The following is a 21,509-nucleotide window of genomic DNA, read 5'->3' as shown; positions in this document are numbered from 1 at the left end:
TCCGGCCGGCAACTCCGGGGGGGGCTCCTTACCTGAGCTGCCGGGCGGCCCGCCGGATTGAGTCACCGATGCGGTGCAGCCTTTCCGAGTCCAGCTTCCAGGCCTGCCAGTACAGCAGGACGTCCCGGTGCGCACGCTCATCTAGCAGCACCAACGTCCCGTCCTTGAGTCCGTTGCCCAACTGCAGTTCCGGCAGCATGCCCCAGCCGAGTCCTGCACGGACCGCTGCCACAAATGCCTCAGAGGACGGGATAGTGTGCCGGGGCGGTCGTCCGTCAACGCCGCGGGCCTGCAGGAACCGGCGCTGCAGATCGTCCTTGGCATTGAACTGAACCACCGGCAGGGCTGCCCAGTCGACACCGTCCTCACGCGTGAAGCGCTGCTGCAGGTCCGGCGTCGACACCGGGAGGTAGCGCATGGCGCCCAAGGCCTCGACCCTGCAGCCGTTGACCGGTGTCGGATCGGCGGTGACCGCGCCGATTACGTCCCCTTGGCGCAACAGCTGCGCGCTGTGGTCCTGGTCTTCGACGTGCAGGTCCAGGGTGCTGTCCGTCAACTCGGCTGCTTCGGAGAGGACGGGGACGAACCATGTGGCGAGGGAGTCCGCATTGACGGCCACCGGCGTCGGCGTCCGCGGTGATGTGCCACCCGAGAGCGCGGAACGGGTTTCCCCCTCCAGCAGCTGCACCTGCCGTGCCATGCGCAGCAGAACCACGCCCGCGTCCGTCGGCGTGCAGGGTGTCCCGCGGCGAACAACGACCTGGCCCACGGAGCTTTCCAGTGCCTTGATGCGCTGGCTTACCGCTGACGGACTGATGTGCAACCGATCCGCCGCCGCTTCGAACGTGCCCTCGTCGACGACGGCGGACAGTGCGCGGAGATGCTCGAAGTTCATGAAGCAAACCTAATGCATCCTTCAAATCATTCGTTTGTCTGAACCGCTGCCGCTGGTTACCGTCGAGGAATGCTAAGTATTTGGGCCACTGGAATGGTCACCGGCCTCGGACTGATTGTGGCCATTGGAGCGCAGAATGCCTTCGTCCTGCGGCAGGGGCTGCGGCGGGAACACATCGGCGCGGTAGTGGCCCTGTGCATCATCAGCGATGCCCTGCTGATCTTCGGCGGCACCGCCGGAATCGGCGCATTGGTATCCCGCTTCCCGGCGGTCCTGGAAATCCTGCGCTGGGCCGGCGCCGCCTACCTCACCTGGTGGGGTATCCGCTCGCTGATCTCCGCCGCCAGGCCCTCGGTGCTGGAAGCACAGGCACCGAGGGCCAAGGGCAACGTCATCCTGACGACCCTTGCCCTGACCTTCCTGAACCCGCACGTGTATCTGGACACCGTGGTGCTGCTGGGCAGCCTGGCGAACCAGTACGGTTCTGACACGCGCTGGATTTTCGCAGCCGGCGCCGTGGTGGGCAGCCTCATCTGGTTCACCGCGCTGGGCTACGGTGCCCGCAGCTTATCCACGGTGCTGAACCGGCCGCGTACCTGGCAGATCGTCGATCTGCTGATCGGCGTCGTGATGCTGGTCCTCGCCGTCCGGCTGGTCTTGGGCTGATCCGGACGACGCACTCCGACCGGCCGGCCCGTAATAAAAGCTGCAGTCCGTCTGCGGCGTGAAAGCATTCGTTCCGTGACTACCCCGGACGAACGCTACCTCCTGATTCGCACTCCCCCTCCCTTGGAGGCTTACCTGCGGCTGCGCGCCGAGTCCGGGCTGACGCGCAAACGGGCAGACCAGGCACAAGCGGCCCTGACCGGCAGCTGGGCGGCGGCCCACATCCAGGAGACGGCCACCGGATGTCCCGTGGCGATGGGCCGGGTGATCGGCGACGGCGGCTGGTATTTCCACATCGCGGACATGGCCGTCCTGCCCGACCATCAGCGGCAGGGTCTGGGCGACCGGATACTTACCGACCTGCTGGAGAGCATCCGGTCTCATGCTCCGGCAGGCGCCTGGGTCACCCTGATGGCTGACCCGCCGGGCCGCCGTCTCTATAACCGGCATGGGTTCCGGGAAACGGCTCCGGATTCACTTGGCATGGCCCTGACGCTGTAAAACCCGCAGCCCCAGCGAAGGTTCGGACACAGCATCCCACCATATGGTGCTGCTGTTACCTCCTGTTGTCACAGCAGCACCATCAGTAACAGTGTTTGGGAAGGCGTGCGGGCAAACGGAAGCGAGAGGAACGCAGCGCCGGGACCGGTACGCCCGCTCCCCTATGTCCGCCCGGCCGGCTCCCCTCAGACCCGGCTAGGCCCGCGGGGCGTGCGTGGCCGTGACCCAGCGCAGCAGCGAGTAGAGCAGCTGGGATGCGCCGGGCATAAAGCCGGATCCGTGGTGATAGACCGGGTCCATGGTGGTCACCAGCAGGCGGGCAGGCTGGTTCACCTCATCCACGTACAGCAGCGTGCCGGATTCGGCGCCGTCCTCTTCCATCACCACCAGCGAGCGGGCACCGGGGCGCGGATGCAGCAGACCGTGATGGTGCCAGGACACGGACCGGGGGGTGAGGAGTTCCCACATCGGATCCTCGGGCAGCCGCAGCCGAGTCCCGTTGTCCTCGCCGGTGCGCCACATCCAGAACACCGTGGGGCGGAAGCTGTAGCCGACGCCGGGCAGCCACTGTTCAACCTTGTTCTCACCAAGCACGATCACGGTTTTTCCCGGGTCGGACAAGGCCTCAAGGATGGCCGGAACAAAGCGCGCAAGCTGGCCCTGATGCAGCCGGTCGCTCACAATCACCACATCCAGGTCCGCGAGCACGGCCGGATCGGCGTCCGGCAGATACACGGATTCCAGGCGGTACGGTGCCAGGGCCGGGTCGGCCAGGGTACGCAGGGGCTGGAAGGTGCCGCAGTGCAGCAGCCCGATCCGCGGGGCAGCCGATCCCTCCTTGCGTGAAACGGCGGAGGATCGGGGTCCGACGGCGGCAGGAGCGGGGGCGAACGCCGGCTCCGCCGCTGTGCGTTCCCCGTTTTCCAGCCACTGCACCAGGTTCGGGCCCAGCACGCGGGTGGAATACTGATCGTCGCTGAAGCTCTCCAGGTCATTGCCGCCGTGCACCAGCACTTCGCCGGAGCCGATCCGGTAGCTGTAGTCCAGCGGGAGCCGGTACTGGCCGATGCCGGTCACCACGGTCGCACCCTCGGGCAGGTCCAGGTGATAGCCGCGGCCGTAGAAACCGGCGACGCCGATCTCCTCCAACCGCTCGTAGCTGTGGGTTCCGGGCACCCCCGTGCGGTAGTGCAGGTCCCGGTAGTCAATGCCTGCCCAGACCGGGTGCGGAGAGACCGGATGCGGCCGGACGTCCTGCGCGCCGCGGAATTCCAGCTTGCGCCAGACCGCCAGCCCGTCGATGAAGGGCTTAACCACCTGGCCGTTGACCAGCACCCGGCCGCCGGCGCGCACGAAGCCGGTGAGTGCTTCGCGGTGCTTGCCCAGCAGGAGATGGTCCACGCCGCCGCCGATCACCAGCCCGTCGGCCGAGAGGATCCGGGCGCGGGCGGCGTCGTCGTCGAGGTCGTAGGCGTCGACATCCTCGAAGGCGCCGCGCCAGGTGGTGTCGGTCTGGCCAAGCATCGGCTTGCCGCCGATCAAACGGATAATCACGGATGTTCCTTTACAAGGGGGGTTCGAATTTCCACGGGAGTCGGTGCCGGTGCCCCGACGGCGCCGGGCACCGGGCAGGCACGGCATGACGGGCCGAAATCCGGAACGGCGATCACGCGTTCGCCGGATACCGTGCCCACGGTGGGGGTGCAGATGGGCAGGCCGTAGACCTCGGAGAGGGCCGGACCGGTGAGCAGCTCTTCGGTGGGACCCCAGCGGACGTCATGGCTGCCGACAAACAGCAGCGCGTTGCGGGACACGTGGAGCGCGTGGTCAGGATGATGAGTGGTCATGATGACTCCCATGCCCTCAGCAGCCAGCCCGGTGAGCACGCTCAGCACGCGGGACTGGTTGTTCAGGTCCAGCGCAGAAGCCGGTTCGTCCAGGACGAGCAGTTCGCAGCCGGAGGCCACGGCCCGGGCAATCAGCACCAGCTGCCGCTGCCCGCCTGAGAGGGTGGAATAGTCGCGTCCGGCCCAGGCGGCCACGCCTACCCGTTCCATGGCTGCGTCGGCGGCGGCGTAGTCCTCGGCGCGCGGCGTCTGATACGCACGCAGGTGCCGGGTGCAGCCCATCAGCACCATGTCGGCGACGGTGAAGGACGGACCTGCACCGTGGTCCTGGGGCACGTATCCGATGCCCGGCGCGCCGTGAACCGTTCCCTCACGCGGGGCAAGCAGCCCGGAGAGGCACTTGAGCAGCGTGGTTTTGCCGCGGGCGTTGGGCCCCAGGATGGACAGGACCTCCCCGCGCTCCAAGGAAAATTCCAGGTTCCGGAAGAGCCACGGGCGCAGCCGGGAATAACGGAAACCGAGGTCGGTAGCCTGCAGCAGCGGCGCGGAGTCAGCCGCCCGGCTGCCCGTCATCGGATCCCCGGGAACCGGGCGGGGCAGGGAAACGACGGTCATGAGAGCTCGGCTTTCTTCTGCGAACGGGCCAGCAGCACCACGAAGACCGGGGCGCCGATGATGGCGGTGAGGATGCCGAGCGGAAGTTCGCTGCTGCTGATGGAACGGCTGAGGGTGTCGATGAGCATCAGGTAGGTACCGCCCAGCAACAACGACGCCGGCAGCAGGATCCGGTGATCCGGTCCCACCCAGAGCCGGGCGAGGTGCGGAACCACGAGGCCCACCCAGCCGACGGCCCCGGCCACGGCGACGGTGCCGGCCGTCATCAGGGCAACGGCACACAAAAGCACCACCCGGGAGCGCTGCGGGTTCACGCCCAGCGCGGCGGCGTCGTCGTCCCCCAGGGACAGGACATTCAGGCGCCAGCGCAGGGCCAGGACTATCGCGGCGCCGATTGCCACTGGGACGAGTGCGGTGAGCACCTTGTCATAGCTGGCCGCGGCGATGGAACCGAGCAGCCAGTGCACAATCGAGGGCAGTTCGGAATACGGGTCGGCCAGGTAGGTCATGAAGGAGACCAGCGCGTTGAAGAACGCCGCCACCACAATCCCGCCCAGGACGATCATCAGCATGGCGTTGTCCCGTCCGCCCAGCCGGCCCAGCAGCAGGACGCCGGCGAGTGCGGCCAGCCCGAACCCGAAGGCACCGCCGACCATCCAGCCGCCGGACAGGCCGAGGGTCAGCACCAGTACCCCGCCGAAGGACGCCCCGGCGGTGACGCCGATGATGTCCGGGCTGACCAGCGGATTGCGGAACAGCGCCTGCAGGCAGGCGCCGCCAAGCGAGAGCGCTCCGCCCACCAGGAAGGCCAGCAGCACGCGCGGCAGCCGGACATCCAGGACCACGGTGGCTTCCTGGTCGGTCCAGGTCCGGCGGAGCATCCCTTCGCCGCCGAAGAGGGCGGTGACTTCGTTGAACAGGATGCGCAGGATTTCGTTCGGCGGCACCCAGTACCGGCCGGCGGCCATGGAAACCAGGGCCACCGTGCACAGGATCAGGACACAGAGCGGCAGGATCAGCCGGCGGCGGGCCGACGACGGCGGGGCACCGGCCGACGATGACGCCGACGACGTCGAGCCGGCGCGGGCAGGTGCAGGTGCGCCGGAGCTATGCGGAGCCGCCACCTCAGCCGCGGAAGACGTCGTAGCCAACGCTGGCGCCGTTCAGGTCCAGCCGCAGGGCGGCATCAATTTGGGCTTCGCTCACTTCGTACCCGTAGAGGTACGCAATCTTTTCCTTCATGGCGGCGCGCAGGGTGTTGCTGGTGCGGCCGGGATGGAACACCTCGGCCGCCCACCGCCACATCAGCGGGGATTCGGCGCAGGGAACTTCCCAGCGGTATCCGCCCAGCGGGGCCTTGTAGACCCGGCGGTTTTTGACGGCGGACACGGAGGCGAGGGACGGGTCCGCGTAGACCTCGGCCGGGGTGCGGGTATCGAAGCCACCCAGCGTGATGACTTCGGGATCCCACTCGATCAGCTGCTCGGCGCTGACCACGTTCTCCGCGGAAAGGTTCTCCGCCGCCATGTTCTGCCCGCCGGCCAGCTCCATCCAGTAGTGCATGTAGGAGGACTTGTTGGAGGCCGAATAGCCGTCGCCGGACTGGCCCAGGTGGACCACCCGCACGGGCTTGGAAACTGCGGCGAGCTCATCTTCCAGCCGGGCGATTTCGGCATGCATCCAGTCCACGATTTCGGTGCCGCGCTCGGGCTTGCCGAGGATGGTGGAGAACAGGGACACCCAGGTTTCCAGGTATTCCTGCGTTCCGTAGAGCAGGCAGACCGTTTTGAAGCCGGCGTTTTCCAGCGGCTCCACAAGTCCGTCGCCCTGGTCCGCCCACTGGAACACAACGTCGGGCTCCAGTTTGGTGATGGTCTCGATGTTGGGGGTGAAGCTCGACGGCGCGATGGTGGTGGTGGTTTTCGATTCCGGGAACATCTCCCCGAAGAGGCCCTGCCGGTTGGCCTGCAGGGTGGATTCATTGATGCCCACGATCTTGCCGTACCCGCCGTCCACGGCAGCCAGCATGGATGGCGAGGGGATGACGGTGGTGGCGATTTTCTGCACCGGGGCATCGAAGGAAACCTCGACGCCGCGCATGTCGGTGACGGTGAAACCGCCGGATCCTGCTGCATTCCCGGCCGCAGCCACAGTGTCACGACTGGAGCAGGCCCCCAGCGCCAATGCCAGGAAGCCGAGCCCGGCTCCGCCCAGGATATTGCGGCGCGAGGGTCCGGATTTGGGACCGGACGGGGAGATTTCGGGTGCAGTCAAGGACGTTCCTATCACAGGCGAGAGGTAAGGATTACCTAAGCGGACACCTAACATCTGACCACAACCGAAGATATTAGAGCACGTTTTTATGCCCTAATTGACGTGTGAAATGCATCGCATTAATTCCTAGGCTTCCTACCTTCCAGCAAGGCTAGGATTGGTCGAATGGACATCCCAAAGCAGCTCCCGGAGCAGGACGGCTACTGGTACGGCCCCGATCCGGAGCACCCAAAAGCCCGCGCCGTGCTGGATGCAGTGCGCAGTTACCGTGCCGCTGAAACCCTGGTCCGCCGACGCACCCAGGATGCCATGGGAATGAACGAAAACGACCTTTTGGCCATGCGCTGCCTTATGCAGGCCCGGCAGGCCGGTGGAAGCCTCGGCCCCAAGGACCTGAGCCGGCTCCTTGGGATCTCCACCGCCTCCACCACTGCACTTATCGACCGGCTGGAACGCGGCGGATACGTCCGACGGCGAGCCCGGCCCAATGACCGCCGTGCCTGGGAGATCGTCCCCACCGACGCATCGGACGCCGACGTTCGCCAGACCGTGGGCGATATGCACCAGCGCATGATGCGTGCCGCGGCAGAGCTGTCGCCGGAGGAAGCCGAGATTGTCATTTCCTTTATGGACCGACTGCGTTCCGCACTGGAGGAACCGAAGCCGGATCCGGGCAATCCACAGCACTGATCCCGCCCGGATTTGTCGGCACACCGGAAATCCACACACCCGAAAGCTGGACTCAGCTGCACGCCCATCCTATTGTTAGCCAGACTAGTAAATAGACACGCTAGCGAATAACCCAGGGGGCGGCATGGGCAGGCATCCAGCACCAAGAACCGCAGTATCCCCTGCCTCCGATGCCTCGGGTTTTAGTGCCCACGTGCTCATCGGCGGTCGATTCTGCCTGGATGAACCTATCGGGCAGGGCACCGCTGGCTACGTCTGGCGGGCTACGGATCTGGCATCCCTGGAGAAGGTGGCCGTCAAGATCTTTTCCGCCCCGCTTGGGCACAGGCCGGAGGGGCATGAAGCCGTACGGGAAGCGGCCGCGCTGCGGGCTGTCGAGAATCCGCACGTGGTTCGGATGATTTCCACGGGCACCATCAGCCACCCCGGCACCGGCGTGCAGACGCCATACCTGGTTCTGGAACTGGTGCGGGGCACCGACCTTCGGCAGAACCTCCCCGGCATACTGCAGCCCAGCGACGCTGCGCGGCTCGGCGTCGAGCTCGCCGCCGGACTTGGGGGCGTGCATGCTGCGGGGTACATCCACCGGGACGTGAAACCCTCGAACATCCTGGTGGATCCGGCAACCGGCCACGCCAAGATCACCGATCTGGGCATCGCGGTCAGCACCCAGGGGTTCGGGGATAAGGAACCGTCCTACGGGAGCCTGCCCTACATGAGTCCCGAGCAGGTGCGGCGCGCGCCCCTGACCTCCGCCACGGACATTTACTCGCTGGGACTTGTCCTGCTCGAATGCCTCACGGGTGTCCGCACCTTCGACCTGCCGCAGGTCGAATCCACGGTGGCCCGGACGGTCCGCGGACCGGAAATCCCGCCCACGCTCCCCGCCCGCTGGCGGTCGCTGCTGTCCGCCATGACTTCACTCTCTCCGCGCGAACGCCCGAACGCCGAGCAGTGCCGGGTGGAGCTGGCCTCCCTGCAGCACCAGTACGCGCACGCCGCTGCTGCCTGAACACGTCCGTACGGACGCCGGGCAGCTAGGGCAGCTATGGCAGCTTGCCCGCCATCCGTTCGCGCATCAGACCGCTGGCCTCATTCAGTCCGGTGATCCGCACCTCGGTTCCGCGCCGCCGGTACTTCTCCGTCACGGCGTCGAGTGCAGCCACGGTTGATGCGTCCCAGACGTGGGAGCCGCTCAGGTCAATGACCACATTCGCCGGATCCAGGACGTATTCGAACTGGGAATACAGATCATTCGAGGAGGCGAAGAACAGCTCGCCGTTCACCGTGTAGACGGCGGTGGCACCGGCGTCGTTCCCCGTGACCGTGCGGTCCACGGTGACGAAGTGCGCCACCCTGCGCGCAAACAGCACCATCACCACCAGCACGCCGACGCCGACTCCGCTGGCCAGGTTGTGGGTCCAGACGGTCACGGCCACGGTGGCCAGCATGACGGCGGTTTCACTCTTGGGCATCATCTTCAGCGTGGACGGGCGGATGCTATGCCAGTCGAAGCTGGTGACCGCCACGAAGATCATCACGGCCACCAGGGCTGCCATCGGAATCAGGGCCACAACGTCTCCGAGGACAACCACCAGAAGGAGCAGGAAAGCCCCGGCCAGGAACGTGGAAATCCGGGTTCGGGCACCGGAGCCCTTCACGTTGATCATGGTCTGGCCGATCATCGCGCAGCCGCCCATGCCGCCGAAGAATCCGGTGATGAGGTTGGCTGCACCCTGGCCCCAGGCTTCGCGGGTCTTGTTGGAACGGGTGTCGGTGACGTCATCCACCAGCTTGGCCGTCATCAGCGATTCCAGCAGCCCCACAAACGCGACCGCCAGGGCGTAGGGGAAGACCACCTGCAGGGTGTCAAGACTGACGGGCACATCGGGCAGCAGCAGCGACGGCAGGCTGTCCGGCAGTTCGCCTTTGTCCCCGACCGTCGGGACGGAAAGGGAGGCGAACACCGTGATGGCCGTGAGGACAACGATGGCCACCAACGACGCCGGCACCGCAACCGTGAGCCGGGGCAGGCCGAAGACGATCAACAGCCCAAGCGCCACGAGCGGATAGACAAGCCAGGGCACCCCCAGCAGTTCGGGCACCTGGGCAATGAAGATCAAGATGGCCAGCGCGTTGACGAAGCCGACCATGACCTGGCGCGGAATGAAGCGCAGGAGTTTCGCCACGCCAAGCAGTGCCAGCAGCACCTGGAAGACCCCGGCCAGCAGCACGGCGGCAATCATGTACTCCACGCCGTGGGACGCCACCAGCGGTGCAATCACCAGGGCCACGGCGCCGGTGGCGGCGGAAATCATGGCCGGACGGCCGCCGAGGAAGGCGATGGAGACTGCCATGGTGAAGGCTGAAAACAGGCCGATCCTCGGGTCCACCCCGGCAATGACCGAGAAGGCCAGGGCCTCGGGGATGAGCGCAAGGGCCACCACCAGTCCGGCCAAGACCTCCGTCTTGAGCAGCTTCGGTGAACGCAGGGTACGCATAACCGACTGGCGCTCTTCCGGCGTCAGGGCCGGCGTCGTCGTTTTAGGCGGCACTGTGCGCGTCGGCTCCGTCTGGTCAGCAGGAGAAAGAACTGGTTCGGTGGCCACCGGGCTCCGTTTCGGATGGGGTTTCTGCGGCAGGATCTGCCTGGATTTCAAGGAGGGCGGGCCTGTTTCTACCCAGAACAGCCAAGCCCAATTTAAGCCCGCACGCGCGATATCCTGAAACCGTGATGCAGTCCCCGCTTCCCGTGCGCAACGGAGTCAACGCCACCCGCCTGCGCCTTCCCGGTGAAGGTCCCTGGGACACCGCCATGGACTACGTGCTTGAGCGGTTCGGCCATGTGGATCCGGACGGAATCATCGAGCGGTTCGAACGCGGTGAAGTAGTGGGCCTGGGCGGCATTCCGCTGACCGCGGCCACTCCCCTGACCGAGCACACCTTCATCTGGTACTACCGCGAGCTTCCGCCCGAAGAGCGGATCCCGGTGGAGATCGGCATCCTGCACCAGGATGAGGACCTGCTGGTGGTGGACAAGCCGCATTTCCTGCCGACGACGCCGGGCGGCATGTACGTGGCCGAGTCGGCCCTGGTTCGGCTGCGGGTCCAATTGGGGATTCCGGACCTGATTCCCATGCACCGCCTGGACCGCATGACCGCCGGAGTGCTGCTGTTCTCCACCAACCCCGAAACCCGGGGCAAGTACCAGATCCTCTTCGAGAAGCGCCGGATCAGCAAGGAGTACGAAGCCGTCGCTCCGGTCCGGGAGGACCTCGAGCTGCCGCGGATTGTCCGCAGCCGAATGATCAAATCCCGCACCTACCTGCTGGCCCAGGAAGTCGAGGGCGAACCCAATGCGGAGACCCGGATCGAGCTGATGGAGAGCAGCGGCGGGCTGGGCCGGTACCGGCTGCTGCCGCATACGGGGAAGACCCATCAGCTGCGGGTGCACATGGCATCGCAGGGCATCGGCATCCTGAATGATTCGTTCTACCCGGAGCTGCTGCCCCAGGCGCCGGACGACTATTCCCGTCCGCTGCAGCTGCTGGCGCGGTCCGTGCAGTTTACCGATCCGCTGACCCGCCGGCCGGTGGAGTACCGCAGCCGGCTTTCCCTGGATGCTTTTCCCGGCGCCTAGGAGTTCACAAGCCTAGGAATTTACAGCACGGTCCAGCGTCCGCGCATCCGCCGGAGCACACGCAGGTCCTGCCCGTTCGCTACTTCTTCCACTGCGGCCCGCATGTTGATGGCGGCGCGGCGGGCCCGTGAGTTTTCCACGGACCATTCATCGTCCGGGACGGTGAAACGCAGCGTGATCCGCGGAACGCCGGAGACGATATCCAGCTGGTTTGCCTCCACGTGGTGGGCGGCCCCCAGGGCGGCGACGGCCGTTTCCATGACCGCCTCCGGCGGGTTGCCCGGCTTCAGTCCGAGAATATTCAACTGGACGCGGAAAGAAGGCATGAATCAACCCTAGTGCCGATCGGTGCGTTGCCCGTGCCGGCACTCAGGGTCCCGGCGGGCACGCCAAAGGGCCCGGCAGCCGTCCGTAGACCGTACTGCCGGACCCCGTGGCGAAATGTGCTGCCGGACTAGACGTCGTCCGGGTTGAAATTGGCGAGCGGGTCTCCGCCGCGGTGTGCGGGATCGTCGCTGGCGTCTTCTTCTTCGCCTGCCAGCGGGTCGCCGAAGTCGACGTCGTTGGCTGCCTCGCCGATTGTTGGCGCTTCCGGCGGAATCTGCGTGTCGCCGTTCAGGAAGCGCTCTTCGGCGGTGTCGTCGCGGAGGGTCTGATCGGAGAGTTCACCGGGTTCGTTCAACGGTGCTTCTTCGCGGATCAGCGGGTCTTCCTGCCAGTTGTCCGGGTTGTCTTCTGCTGCTCCGGGGTACGTGAGGTCTTCAGCGTCCACCAGCTCGTCCTGCTCCAGCAGCTCGTCTTCGGACACCACCGTAAGTTCGTCCGGTGTGGCCACAGCGGCTACATCGTCGGCGAGAACCGGATCGTCGCCCAGCTCGGGATCGGGAATGCTCTGCTCGGTCATAAACCATGCCTTTCACGTCCGGTAAACCGGGCCGCCGTTGCTACGGCCCATTTAGTAAGCCTACTGATCCTGAGGATGGCATGCCACCCGGCCGGTTCCGCCGAGCAGCCATGGCGGCTGGCCGGCCGCGCCAAACGCGCACCCGAAATGCCCCTCTCGCGCGTCATTATGCCCGCCGAAAAGCCTATCCAGATAACTGTGACAGCTCTGGACCCTTGAATTCCCGGCACTTTTGGAATTAGGTCACGAAATGTTGACGTAATTGACCGGGGTGGTCCACTGTTTCTTCGTTACCTTTCCGAAAACGCAATTCAAGGGAGTCAGCAGTGTCCTTGCTGCACCACGCCGAACCTTCCGGCGATGTCCGTTTCCGTGTCGATGAGGCGTTCGCCGGCGGGCATCTGCTCAATGCCGCAAACATCGCCCGCTATGCCGCTGAGATGCGGCTCGGCGTCGACGCTGCCGCCGCCGCGGTCAGCGGAGCCGGCGGACCGTTCACCGGCATCGCTCCGGCGGAGCTCAAACCAGTGGTCGACGCCGTTGACCTGGAGACGCCGCTGCCGGATACCGCCGCAGCGCTGGCTGAATTGGAATCGGTGTACCTTCGCGACGCGGTGTACTTCCATCACCCGAAATATGCCGCGCACCTCAACTGCCCCGTGGTCATCCCGGCCTTGGTGGGAGAAGCAGTGCTTTCCACAGTGAATTCCTCGCTGGACACCTGGGACCAGAGCGCCGGCGCCACCCTGATCGAACAACGGCTCATCCGCTGGACCGCCAACCGACTCGGTTTGGGCGAGAACGCGGATGGTGTCTTCACCAGCGGCGGCAGCGCGTCCAACCAGCAGGCACTGCTGATGGCACGCAACCGGACCGTGGCGGCCCTGCGCCAGGACCCGGAGCGGAAATCACAGCGGCTCCCCGAACTGCTCGCAGGCCTGCGGATTTTCGCTTCCGAGGCGAGCCACTTCAGCATCCGGAAGTCCGCGTCCATCCTTGGCCTGGGGTACGACGCCGTCGTCCCGGTTCCGTGCGACGACCATCAGCGGATGGACCCGGACGCACTGGCGGATGCACTGGCGGCGAGCGCGGCACGGGGCGAGCAGGCGATGGCAGTGGTCGCTACGGCCGGAACCACGGATTTCGGCAGCATCGACCCGCTGCTTCCGACGGCCCGGCTGGCGGAGGAACACGGTGCCTGGCTGCATGTGGACGCAGCCTATGGCGGCGGGTTGATCACGTCGCAGCGCTATCGGCACCTCCTTGACGGCATCGGCGCGGCGGACTCGGTCACCGTTGACTTCCATAAGACGTTCTTCCAGCCGGTGAGCTCCAGTGCCGTCCTTGTCCGCGAGCGCGCGATGCTCAACCACGTCACCTACTACGCCGACTACCTGAACCCGGAGAGCGCTGCCCGGGCTGCCATCCCCAACCAGGTCGACAAAAGCATCCAGACCACCCGGCGCTTCGATGCGCTGAAGCTCTGGCTCACGCTGCGTGTGCTGGGGGCCGACGGCGTTGGGTCGCTGTTGGACGCAGCAATCGATCTGGCCTCCGCAACCGGGCTCGTTGTCGGGGCGGATCCGGAATTCGAAATGGCGGCACCTGTGCAACTGAGCACCCTGGTCTTCCGCTATCACCCCGGCGGCACGGACGAGGACAGCCTCGACGCGGTGAACCTGCACATCCGGCGGGCCCTTTCCGCCTCCGGCGAAGCACTCGTGGCGGGCACCAAGGTGGCCGGCCGGCATTACCTGAAGTTCACCCTGCTCAATGCAGACACCACGCTGACGGACATGCGGGCCATTCTCGAGCAGATCCGCCGCACCGGTTCCGACTACCTGGCCGGAGCGGCAGCATGAGCGCCGGCATCCCGGAATCGGGACAGATCCATGACCTGCTGGGGATCGGCGTCGGACCCTTCAACCTGGGGCTGGCCGCCCTGACCGATCCGTTGCCGGAACTGGATGCCCTCTTCCTGGACAGCAGCAGCGGTTTTGATTGGCACCCGGGAATGATGCTCGAGTCCGCCCATCTGCAGGTGCCCTTCATGGCGGATCTGGTCACTCTCGCTGACCCCTGCTCGCGGTACTCGTTCCTGAACTTCCTGAAACAGACCAACCGGCTGTACCGGTTCTATATCCGCGAAAACTTCTATCCGCTCCGGGCCGAGTTCAACGCCTACTGCCGTTGGGTAGCCGACCAGCTGCCTCACGTCCGGTTCGGCGAACATGTCACCGGCATCCGGCACGACAGCTCCAGCGGACTCTACGAGGTCACCGCCCGGACTTCCGCGGGTCCACGGTCCTACCGCGCCAGGCGGCTGGTGCTTGGCACCGGAACCCAGCCGTATCTGCCGCCCGCGGCCGCAGCGCTTCAGGGCAGCGGGGCAACCGTCCTGCACAACGCCGACTACCTTTCCCGCCGGCAGGAACTGCAGCAAAAGCGGTCCATCACCGTAGTGGGTTCGGGCCAGAGCGCCGCGGAAATCTACCTTGACCTCCTGGAGGGCATGGACGCCCACGGCTACGAGCTGAACTGGGTCACCCGCTCCGGGCGGTTCTTCCCGCTGGAATACACCAAGCTCACCCTGGAAATGACGTCTCCGGATTATGTGGACTACTTCCATGCGTTGCCCGGCGCTACGCGGGACCGGCTCGTGGCGGAGCAGAAGAACCTCTACAAGGGCATCGACTCGGACCTGATCAACACCATTTATGACACCCTCTACGCGAAGAGCCTGACCGGGGATCCGCGCACCCGGCTACTGACCCACACCGAGCTCTGCGGCGGCACCTTCGATGCCGCCAGCGGACGCTCCACGCTGCAGCTGCACCATGCGGAACAGCAGCGCACGTCCGCCCTCGAGACCGATGCCGTGGTCCTGGCGACCGGCTACGCCTACCGGGAACCGGAGTTCCTCGCCGGCATCACCGACCGGATCCGGCGCGACGACGCCGGCCGGTTCGACGTCGACCGCTGGTACGGGGTGGGCGCCGAACCGGGTGAGATCTTCGTCCAAAACGCCGAGCTCCACACCCACGGTTTCGTCACTCCGGACCTCGGCATGGCGGCATACCGCAATTCGGCCATTATTCGGGAAATCCTCGGCCGGGAGGTCTATCCCGTCGAAACCGGCATCGCATTCCAGGACTTCGGAGTGCCCGGGCCAAGCACACCTGATGCCGGGGAGGTCCCCGCGTGAACTTCACGTTTACCCCCGTGGACCCGGCTCGGCACACCCCGGTGCTGCATAGCTGGATGACCCGGGATTACGCCCGCTTCTGGGGCATGCTCAACGCCTCGCCGGCCGACGTCGAACGCGAATATGCCGGCATTGCAGCGAACCCGCACCATTGGGCCTGGCTCGGATTCGAGACCGGGTCGGAGGTCCCGGCTTTCCTGATGGAAAGCTACGATCCGGCCCATTCGCCCCTCGCCGGCGCCTATCCGGTGGCAGCAGGTGACGTAGGAATGCATCTGCTCGTGGGGCCGCCGGACCAGCCCCGCCCCGGCTTCACCTCGGCGGTGTTCCGCGCGGTTCTGGAGTTCCTGTTCAGCGATCCCGCCGCCATCCGGATAGTCGTGGAACCGGACATCCGCAACACCAAGATTGCCGCCCTCAACGCCAGGTTCGGATTCGTACCGGACCGCACCGTATCCCTGCCCGACAAGGATGCCCGCCTCAGTTTCTGCACCCGTGCCGGGTTTGCAGCCGCACTTGAAGGAGTTACCCCGTGACCACCGCTGCTGAACCGATCGCTGTTGCTGATCCGGCCGGAGCCCCGCCCGAGCCGACGCCGTCAACCACCGCCCACCTCACGCCCAGCCGCTGGGAACGCGCGAACCGGCATCTGATCCGCAAGGCGATCTCGGAGTTTTCCCATGAACGCATCCTCCGTCCCGTGCCGGAACCAGGACGGGAAGGACTGTTCCGCCTTGCCTCGGACGACGGCCGGGCCGTCTATCGGTTCCGTGCCACGCAGTTGGTGCTGGAGCACTGGAGCATCCCGGCCGACAGCATCCGCCGTGAACTGGAAGGCACCGAAACCAGCCTCGATGCCTTGGACTTCATTACCGAGTTCGCCGCAACCCTCGGCATCAACGAGCAGATGCTTCCCGTCTATCTGGAGGAGATCTCCTCCACGCTCGCTTCCGCTGCCTTCAAGGACGTCGCGGACGCGGCGGGTTCGGAACTCCTGGCTGCCGGGATCACCGCCGGGCACGATCCGGCCGAGGATTTCCAGGCCGTGGAACGTTCCATGACCGAAGGCCATCCCTGCTTCGTGGCGAACAACGGCCGGCTCGGGTTCGGTTCCGGCGACTATCTGGCCTACGCCCCTGAAGCGGGCGCGCCGATCCGGTTGGAGTGGATCGCCGTCCGTGCAGACCGTACCCGGTTCACTGCGGCGGCGGGACTGGACTACCGCAGCCATCTGGAACAGGAGCTGGGACCGGCGGCGCTGGCAGGGTTCGAATCCACGCTTCGTTCAGCCGGGCTCGAAGCCGGCGACTACCTGTTTATGCCGGTGCATCCCTGGCAATGGCAGAACAAACTCAGCGTGACCTTTGCGGCCGATATTGCCCAGCAGCACATCGTGCATCTGGGTACCGGGCAGGACACCTATCAGGCCCAGCAGTCCATCCGCACCTTCTTCAACCGCGATGCGCCGTCCCGCTGCTACGTAAAGACGGCCCTCTCCGTGGTCAATATGGGCTTTATGCGCGGTCTCTCCCCCGAATACATGGTCGCCACCCCGTCCATCAACGACTGGCTGGACGGGCTGGTCCGCGCCGATGCAACGCTGCAGGCCGCCGGTTTCCGTCTCCTGCGCGAGGTGGCCGCCGTCGGGTACACCAACAGGTATTACGACGCCGCGGCCCCCAAGGGTTCCGCCTACCGGAAGATGCTGGCGGCCTTGTGGCGGGAAAGCCCGGTGGACCAGCTTGATGACGGAGAGCAGCTGGCCACCATGGCGTCCCTGCTGCATACGGATGCCTCCGGAACGCCGTTCACGTCCGCACTGGTCCGGCGCTCAGGGCTGCCCGCCCGGGAATGGCTTCGCCGTTACCTGGACGCCTATCTGGTCCCCCTGCTGCACTGCTTCTACGCATACGACCTCGCGTACATGCCGCACGGAGAAAACCTGATCCTGGTACTCCGGGACGGTGTGCCGCACCGGGTCTTCATGAAGGACATTGCCGAGGAAATCGTGGTGATGGGAGACAAGGTGGATCTGCCGGAAGCAGCCGCCCGGGTGCGGGTGCAGATTCCTGCCGATGAAAAGGTCCTGTCCCTCTTCACCGACGTCTTCGACTGCTTCTTCCGCTTCCTCTCGGCCATCCTGCACGAGGACGGCGTACTGCCCCAGGACGAATTCTGGGCGGAAGTGGCGGACACCGTGCGGCGGTACCAGGCCGGCCATCCGGAGTTCGCGGTCGAGTTCGCCGCGTCGGACCTCTTCGCCGAGGATTTCGCGCTGTCATGCTTGAACCGGCTGCAGCTGCGCAACAACCAGCAGATGCTGGACCTCAGCGACCCGTCCGGCGGCCTGCAGTTCTCGGGACGGATCGCCAACCCTCTGGCCCGGTTCCGTCCGGCCAGCTAGCTGGCTGCACCGGGCCGGGCCGGCGGGGTGTGGGAAAACCCTGCAGTTTGTGGCAACCCCTTCACCGCGCAACGCGGGAATCCCGACAAACCGAAGGGATCTGCACAAACCGCAGGGGCCCGGAGGCAGGCGGCACGCGGGCCTCCGGAACGCTCGCGCCGGTCGGCGGCACGCCGGGGCTACGCAGGAGCGCACCCCGCAGGCGGAAACCCTGCGGTTTGTGGCAATCCCTGCACCGCGCAACGCGGGGATCCCGACAAACCGAAGGGATCTGCACAAACCGGAGGGGCCCGGAGGCAGGCGGCACGCGGGCCTCCGGAACGCTCGCGCCGGACGGCGGCACGCCGGGGCTACGCAGGAGCGCACCCCGCAGGCGGAAACCCTGCGGTTTGTGGCAATCCCTGCACCGCGCAACGCGGGGATCCCGACAAACCGAAGGGATCTGCACAAACCGGAGGGGCCTGAATAAGGCGGCATCAATATTTCCCGCGAGCTCTGCGAGCGCGGAAATTTCGTTGCCGCCGTTCCAGGCCCCGCAGGGGCCCGCCCCGCAGGGGCCCGCCCCGCAGGGGCCCGCCCCGCCGTTCCAGGCCCCGCAGGCCCCACCCCGCAGGGGCCAGCAGCCCTAGCGCAGAGCCGACACCCCGGTGATGTCCCGCCCGACAATCAGCGTGTTGATCTCATAGGTGCCTTCATACGTGTAGATGGCCTCGGCGTCGGCGAAGATCTTGGCCATCCGGTAGTCGGTGACAATCCCGTTGCCGCCGAGGATGCTGCGGCCCAGCGCCACGCTTTCGCGCATCCTGGCGCTGGCGTAGGACTTCGCCAGGGCGGCCCGCGCCATGTCTCCGGGAGCTGCGCCGGCAACGGGCGCTTCGTTACCGGGTACGGGGTAGCCCCCGTGTTCGAGTTCGGTGACCCGGGCCAGCATTCCGGTGCTGGCCACCGCATTGCCGAGGATCTGCACCAGCTGCTGCTGGATCAGCTGGAAGGCTGCCAGCGGGCGGCCGAACTGCTGGCGTTCGACGGCGTAGGCGCGGGCAACGTCGAACGTGGCCAGCTGGGCTCCCACCGCCTGCCAGCCGACCATGATCCGGGAGCCCTGCAGCAGCTGCTTGGTGTCGTCGAAGCTCTCCACTCCGGCGAGCAGGTCCGCGGCGGGCACCCGGACGTCAGTCAGCACAATGTCCGCGTTCTGCACGGTGCGCAGCGCGGTCTTGTTCTCGATCCGGGTCCGGGTTACCCCTGGCAGGTTCGCGTCGAGCAGGAAACCGCGGGTGTATCCGGTTTCCGGCTCCCGCGCCCACAGGACCATGTAGTCGCAGAACGTGCCGTTGCCGATCCAGCGTTTGGCACCGTTCAGCACCCAGGTGTCGCCGTCGCGCACTGCGGTGGTGGACATGCCGCCGGCAACATCGGAGCCGTGTTCCGGCTCGGTCAGTGCGAAGGCACCGGTGATCCGCAGCGCACGGGCGTCGTCGAGCAGCCGGGCTTTCTGCTCCTCGGAGCCAAAGACATGCAGGGCTTCGACAAACAGGTCATGGTGGACCATGAAGAACGTGGCGAGCGAGGTGTCGGCGCGCGTCATTTCCGCGATCACCAGACCGGCGAACAGCGGCGAGTAGCCCTGCTGGACAGGCGTGGAAAGTTCCAGCTGTGCCAGCTTCGGCAGGAGGTCGGAGGGGAAACGCGCCTCGTTCCACCAGTCCACGGCGTGCGGCAGCACTTCCTCGGCGAGGAAACGCCGCAGTTCGGCAAGCTTGGCTTTCTCGGTGTCGCTGAGCAGGTCTTCGAAACCGTAGAAATCGGCGTCGGGCAGTTGGTGCAGTGGTGCGGAGGAGCTCATCAAGGTCAGCGCGGTCCCATCCGGATGGCGCCGTCCAAGCGGATTGTCTCGCCGTTGAGCATCTGGTTTTCAATGATGTGAGCCGCCAGCGAGGCGTATTCCGTGGCCCGGCCCAGGCGCGAAGGGTGCGGCACCTGTGCGGCCAGGGAATCCTGGGCGGCCTGCGGCAGTCCCGCCATCATGGGTGTTTCGAAGATCCCCGGCGCGATGGTGACCACCCGGATCAGGTGGCGGGCCAGCTCACGTGCCAGCGGGAGCGTCATCGCTGCAACGCCGCCCTTGGACGCGGAGTAGGCGGGCTGGCCGATCTGGCCGTCAAAGGCGGCAACGGAGGCCGTGTTGATGATGACGCCGCGTTCCTCGGTGCCGTTGGCGGTGACCGGATCGGTTTCGGCCATGGCGGCGGCGGCGAGCCGGGTGACGTTGAAGGTGCCGATCAGGTTCACGCTGACCACGCGGGCAAAGTCCTCCAGCGGTAGGACGCCGTCGCGGCCCAGCACCTTGCCCGGTGTTGCGATGCCCGCGCAGTTCACGGCCACCCGGAGCGGTCCTGCAGCCATGGCTGCTTCGACGGCGGCCTGCATCTGTTCCGGGTTAGTGACGTCGCCGGGCACGAACCGGGCGTTGTCCCCCAGTTCCGCTGCATAGGCAAGGCCCTCGGACTGCGGCAGGTCCACCAACACCACGGAGGCGCCGGCGTCGTACAGCCTCCGCGCCGTCGCCCGCCCGAGTCCGGACGCTCCCCCTGTGACTATGGCCGATGCGCCTGCGATGTCCATGCGTTCCTCCTGGCAGATTTGCTCACCGGCAGTGTCGTCTATGTCACACCGGCAGTATCCGAGCCTACTGTGCGGTGGCCGGTGCCGCATCTTCGGCGGCTGGCATAGGGTTGGCGCATGCTCTTTGAGGATTCCGACGACCGCGCCGAGACCGCCGCCCGCACCGTGAGCGCCGCGTTTGGCCGTTCGCTTGCCGGGTTGCCCGGGACGCATCTGGCTGCCACCAGCCGTCCGGTTTCGCGGCTGCAGCAGCTGCGCCAGCCCTGGCATTACTGGTGGCAGGCACACTATCTCGATGCCCTGATCGACGCCGGCCTGCGCGAACGCCGCACCGGCACGCCGTTCCGCGGACCGGAGCATCCCTCGGCTGCGGACCTGGCACCGGCGCTGGTGCGGACCATCGGACTGCGGAACCGGATGCACTACACCAACCGGTTCTACGACGACATGGCGTGGCTGGCCCTTGCCGTAGGCCGCCTGAACTCTTTGTCGGGAGCGCGGGACCGGCAGGGCCCGTACCGGAAAATCCTCTCCACCCTGAATACGGCACTGGAGTCCGCCCACACCCCGGAACTGGGCGGCGGCATCTACTGGAACAAGGACCGTAACTTCAAGAACACCCCTGCCACCGCTCCGGCTGCCCTGCATTTTGTCCGCACCGGATCACGGGACCGGGCACAGGAGCTGGTGGATTGGCTTAACGCCACCGTGCTGGATCCGGAAACCGGACTGTATCTGGACGGGGTCAAGGTGGTCCGGGGCCGTCCGCAGCTGGAGAGCACCGTCTTCACTTACAACCAGGGACCTGTCCTGGGTGCCCTGCTCGAGCTCGGCGGCAGCGCCAACCTCACCCGCGCTGCGGAACTGGTGCGCGCCGTCGACGCCCACCTGACCGACGACGACGGCACCTCGCGCGTGCTGCGCACCCACGGCACCGGCGACGGCGGTCTTTTCACCGGCATCCTGGCGCGGTACCTGGCTCAGGCCGCAGTGTCCCCCGCCCTGCCGGAACCGTCCCGCCGGACGGCGGCCGCACTGGTGGAAGCCACCGCCACGGCACTCTGGGAGGGCCGGAGCAAACGGGCGGACTGGATCCTCTTCTCCGCCAAGCCGCTGGTACCGGCCGCCGTGTCCTACCCGGGCGGCTCCGCCGTCGGGCTTTCCACCCAGCTTCAGGCCTGGATGGTCTTGGAAGCGTCGGCACGGGTGCAGCGGGCCGGGGCGGGCCTCACCTAAGGAACAT

The 21,509-nt window shown here is 66.3% G+C and carries 20 protein-coding genes; 10 read left to right on the top strand and 10 right to left on the bottom strand.

Going from position 1 to position 21,509, the window contains the following annotated elements; translation table 11 throughout:
* Positions 1 to 28: 28 nt before the first annotated feature.
* Positions 29 to 895, bottom strand: a complete 867-nt coding sequence (locus N2K99_RS01785) for a LysR family transcriptional regulator ArgP (protein WP_227934172.1) — start codon at positions 893 to 895, stop codon at positions 29 to 31.
* 93 nt (positions 896 to 988) lie between these two features.
* Here N2K99_RS01785 and N2K99_RS01780 point away from each other — a divergent pair, with 93 nt between their 5' ends.
* Both N2K99_RS01780 and N2K99_RS01775 read left to right on the top strand, forming a co-directional pair.
* Positions 989 to 1,561 carry a LysE/ArgO family amino acid transporter gene (locus N2K99_RS01780; RefSeq protein WP_374200072.1) on the top strand — a complete coding sequence of 191 codons (573 nt, stop codon included), beginning with the start codon at positions 989 to 991 and terminating at the stop codon, positions 1,559 to 1,561.
* A 75-nt stretch (positions 1,562 to 1,636) separates the two neighbouring features.
* Entirely contained in the window at positions 1,637 to 2,062 is a 426-nt protein-coding gene (locus N2K99_RS01775; RefSeq protein ID WP_227934170.1) for a GNAT family N-acetyltransferase, read from the top strand.
* Between the two features lie 195 nt (positions 2,063 to 2,257).
* Here the strand turns inward: N2K99_RS01775 and N2K99_RS01770 are convergent, their stop codons facing one another.
* Genes N2K99_RS01770 through N2K99_RS01755 form a run of 4 tightly spaced genes read right to left on the bottom strand, consistent with a single transcriptional unit; the run spans position 2,258 to position 6,798 of the window.
* Positions 2,258 to 3,616 carry a hypothetical protein gene (locus N2K99_RS01770; RefSeq protein WP_227934169.1) on the bottom strand — a complete coding sequence of 453 codons (1,359 nt, stop codon included), beginning with the start codon at positions 3,614 to 3,616 and terminating at the stop codon, positions 2,258 to 2,260.
* On the bottom strand, positions 3,613 to 4,524 hold the full coding sequence (locus N2K99_RS01765) for an ABC transporter ATP-binding protein (RefSeq protein ID WP_227934168.1): 912 nt from the start codon (positions 4,522 to 4,524) through the stop codon (positions 3,613 to 3,615). Before N2K99_RS01765 ends, N2K99_RS01770 begins: the two co-directional genes overlap by 4 nt.
* Positions 4,521 to 5,675 (bottom strand): iron ABC transporter permease, encoded by a 1,155-nt coding sequence (locus tag N2K99_RS01760; protein ID WP_227934167.1) that lies wholly within the window; start codon positions 5,673 to 5,675, stop codon positions 4,521 to 4,523. The genes N2K99_RS01765 and N2K99_RS01760 overlap by 4 nt, the downstream gene beginning before the upstream one ends.
* Positions 5,650 to 6,798 carry an ABC transporter substrate-binding protein gene (locus N2K99_RS01755; RefSeq protein WP_227934166.1) on the bottom strand — a complete coding sequence of 383 codons (1,149 nt, stop codon included), beginning with the start codon at positions 6,796 to 6,798 and terminating at the stop codon, positions 5,650 to 5,652. Before N2K99_RS01755 ends, N2K99_RS01760 begins: the two co-directional genes overlap by 26 nt.
* Positions 6,799 to 6,963: 165 nt before the next feature.
* Here N2K99_RS01755 and N2K99_RS01750 point away from each other — a divergent pair, with 165 nt between their 5' ends.
* Both N2K99_RS01750 and N2K99_RS01745 read left to right on the top strand, forming a co-directional pair.
* Complete coding sequence (locus N2K99_RS01750) at positions 6,964 to 7,488, top strand: MarR family winged helix-turn-helix transcriptional regulator (protein ID WP_227924037.1); 525 nt, start codon at positions 6,964 to 6,966, stop codon at positions 7,486 to 7,488.
* A 193-nt stretch (positions 7,489 to 7,681) separates the two neighbouring features.
* A complete protein-coding gene (locus N2K99_RS01745) occupies positions 7,682 to 8,500 on the top strand; it encodes a serine/threonine-protein kinase (protein WP_227934165.1) in 819 nt (272 codons plus the stop codon).
* 34 nt (positions 8,501 to 8,534) lie between these two features.
* On the opposite strand, the gene N2K99_RS01740 is transcribed toward N2K99_RS01745, so the two are convergent.
* Positions 8,535 to 9,989 carry a SulP family inorganic anion transporter gene (locus tag N2K99_RS01740; RefSeq protein ID WP_227934206.1) on the bottom strand — a complete coding sequence of 485 codons (1,455 nt, stop codon included), beginning with the start codon at positions 9,987 to 9,989 and terminating at the stop codon, positions 8,535 to 8,537.
* Positions 9,990 to 10,222: 233 nt separating this feature from the next.
* Between N2K99_RS01740 and N2K99_RS01735 the strand changes: the two genes are divergently transcribed.
* Positions 10,223 to 11,128, top strand: coding sequence for an RluA family pseudouridine synthase (locus N2K99_RS01735; RefSeq protein WP_227934205.1), 906 nt, complete (start codon positions 10,223 to 10,225; stop codon positions 11,126 to 11,128).
* 20 nt (positions 11,129 to 11,148) lie between these two features.
* Here N2K99_RS01735 and N2K99_RS01730 read toward each other — a convergent pair whose 3' ends face one another.
* Together N2K99_RS01730 and N2K99_RS01725 are read right to left on the bottom strand one after the other, a co-directional pair.
* Entirely contained in the window at positions 11,149 to 11,454 is a 306-nt protein-coding gene (locus N2K99_RS01730) for a hypothetical protein (RefSeq protein WP_227924039.1), read from the bottom strand.
* Between the two features lie 128 nt (positions 11,455 to 11,582).
* Positions 11,583 to 12,032, bottom strand: coding sequence for a hypothetical protein (locus N2K99_RS01725; RefSeq protein ID WP_227924040.1), 450 nt, complete (start codon positions 12,030 to 12,032; stop codon positions 11,583 to 11,585).
* 332 nt (positions 12,033 to 12,364) lie between these two features.
* On the opposite strand from N2K99_RS01725, the gene N2K99_RS01720 reads away from it, so the two are divergent.
* The 4 genes from N2K99_RS01720 to N2K99_RS01705 are packed head-to-tail and all read left to right on the top strand — an operon-like array spanning position 12,365 to position 17,641.
* Complete coding sequence (locus N2K99_RS01720; RefSeq protein ID WP_374200071.1) at positions 12,365 to 13,894, top strand: aspartate aminotransferase family protein; 1,530 nt, start codon at positions 12,365 to 12,367, stop codon at positions 13,892 to 13,894.
* Positions 13,891 to 15,237, top strand: coding sequence for a lysine N(6)-hydroxylase/L-ornithine N(5)-oxygenase family protein (locus N2K99_RS01715; RefSeq protein WP_227934164.1), 1,347 nt, complete (start codon positions 13,891 to 13,893; stop codon positions 15,235 to 15,237). The genes N2K99_RS01720 and N2K99_RS01715 overlap by 4 nt, the downstream gene beginning before the upstream one ends.
* Complete coding sequence (locus tag N2K99_RS01710) at positions 15,234 to 15,773, top strand: GNAT family N-acetyltransferase (protein WP_227924045.1); 540 nt, start codon at positions 15,234 to 15,236, stop codon at positions 15,771 to 15,773. Before N2K99_RS01715 ends, N2K99_RS01710 begins: the two co-directional genes overlap by 4 nt.
* Complete coding sequence (locus N2K99_RS01705; protein ID WP_374200068.1) at positions 15,770 to 17,641, top strand: IucA/IucC family siderophore biosynthesis protein; 1,872 nt, start codon at positions 15,770 to 15,772, stop codon at positions 17,639 to 17,641. The genes N2K99_RS01710 and N2K99_RS01705 overlap by 4 nt, the downstream gene beginning before the upstream one ends.
* A 625-nt stretch (positions 17,642 to 18,266) precedes the next feature.
* Here N2K99_RS01705 and N2K99_RS01700 read toward each other — a convergent pair.
* Both N2K99_RS01700 and N2K99_RS01695 read right to left on the bottom strand, forming a co-directional pair.
* Positions 18,267 to 19,487, bottom strand: coding sequence for an acyl-CoA dehydrogenase family protein (locus N2K99_RS01700; protein WP_227924046.1), 1,221 nt, complete (start codon positions 19,485 to 19,487; stop codon positions 18,267 to 18,269).
* A 5-nt stretch (positions 19,488 to 19,492) separates the two neighbouring features.
* Positions 19,493 to 20,266 carry an SDR family NAD(P)-dependent oxidoreductase gene (locus N2K99_RS01695; RefSeq protein ID WP_227924047.1) on the bottom strand — a complete coding sequence of 258 codons (774 nt, stop codon included), beginning with the start codon at positions 20,264 to 20,266 and terminating at the stop codon, positions 19,493 to 19,495.
* Positions 20,267 to 20,383: 117 nt separating this feature from the next.
* Between N2K99_RS01695 and N2K99_RS01690 the strand changes: the two genes are divergently transcribed.
* Positions 20,384 to 21,502 (top strand): glycoside hydrolase family 76 protein, encoded by a 1,119-nt coding sequence (locus tag N2K99_RS01690; protein WP_227934163.1) that lies wholly within the window; start codon positions 20,384 to 20,386, stop codon positions 21,500 to 21,502.
* Positions 21,503 to 21,509 lie beyond the last annotated feature (7 nt).

Source organism: Arthrobacter sp. zg-Y1110, from assembly GCF_025244865.1.
Lineage (GTDB): Bacteria > Actinomycetota > Actinomycetes > Actinomycetales > Micrococcaceae > Arthrobacter_B.
Note: the sequence above shows the minus strand (reverse complement) of the source record. Positions and strands in the feature narration are given on the sequence as shown.

What these genes read in the sequence shown, in the direction of transcription:
- N2K99_RS01785 (WP_227934172.1), bottom strand. Translation starts at nt 895, where the DNA reads ATGAACTTCGAGCATCTCCGCGCACTGTCCGCCGTCGTCGACGAGGGC.
- N2K99_RS01780 (WP_374200072.1), top strand. Translation starts at nt 989, where the DNA reads ATGGTCACCGGCCTCGGACTGATTGTGGCCATTGGAGCGCAGAATGCC.
- N2K99_RS01765 (WP_227934168.1), bottom strand. Translation starts at nt 4,524, where the DNA reads ATGACCGTCGTTTCCCTGCCCCGCCCGGTTCCCGGGGATCCGATGACG.
- N2K99_RS01750 (WP_227924037.1), top strand. Translation starts at nt 6,964, where the DNA reads ATGGACATCCCAAAGCAGCTCCCGGAGCAGGACGGCTACTGGTACGGC.
- N2K99_RS01740 (WP_227934206.1), bottom strand. Translation starts at nt 9,989, where the DNA reads ATGCGTACCCTGCGTTCACCGAAGCTGCTCAAGACGGAGGTCTTGGCC.
- N2K99_RS01735 (WP_227934205.1), top strand. Translation starts at nt 10,223, where the DNA reads ATGCAGTCCCCGCTTCCCGTGCGCAACGGAGTCAACGCCACCCGCCTG.
- N2K99_RS01730 (WP_227924039.1), bottom strand. Translation starts at nt 11,454, where the DNA reads ATGCCTTCTTTCCGCGTCCAGTTGAATATTCTCGGACTGAAGCCGGGC.
- N2K99_RS01725 (WP_227924040.1), bottom strand. Translation starts at nt 12,032, where the DNA reads ATGACCGAGCAGAGCATTCCCGATCCCGAGCTGGGCGACGATCCGGTT.
- N2K99_RS01715 (WP_227934164.1), top strand. Translation starts at nt 13,891, where the DNA reads ATGAGCGCCGGCATCCCGGAATCGGGACAGATCCATGACCTGCTGGGG.
- N2K99_RS01700 (WP_227924046.1), bottom strand. Translation starts at nt 19,487, where the DNA reads ATGAGCTCCTCCGCACCACTGCACCAACTGCCCGACGCCGATTTCTAC.
- N2K99_RS01695 (WP_227924047.1), bottom strand. Translation starts at nt 20,266, where the DNA reads ATGGACATCGCAGGCGCATCGGCCATAGTCACAGGGGGAGCGTCCGGA.
- N2K99_RS01690 (WP_227934163.1), top strand. Translation starts at nt 20,384, where the DNA reads ATGCTCTTTGAGGATTCCGACGACCGCGCCGAGACCGCCGCCCGCACC.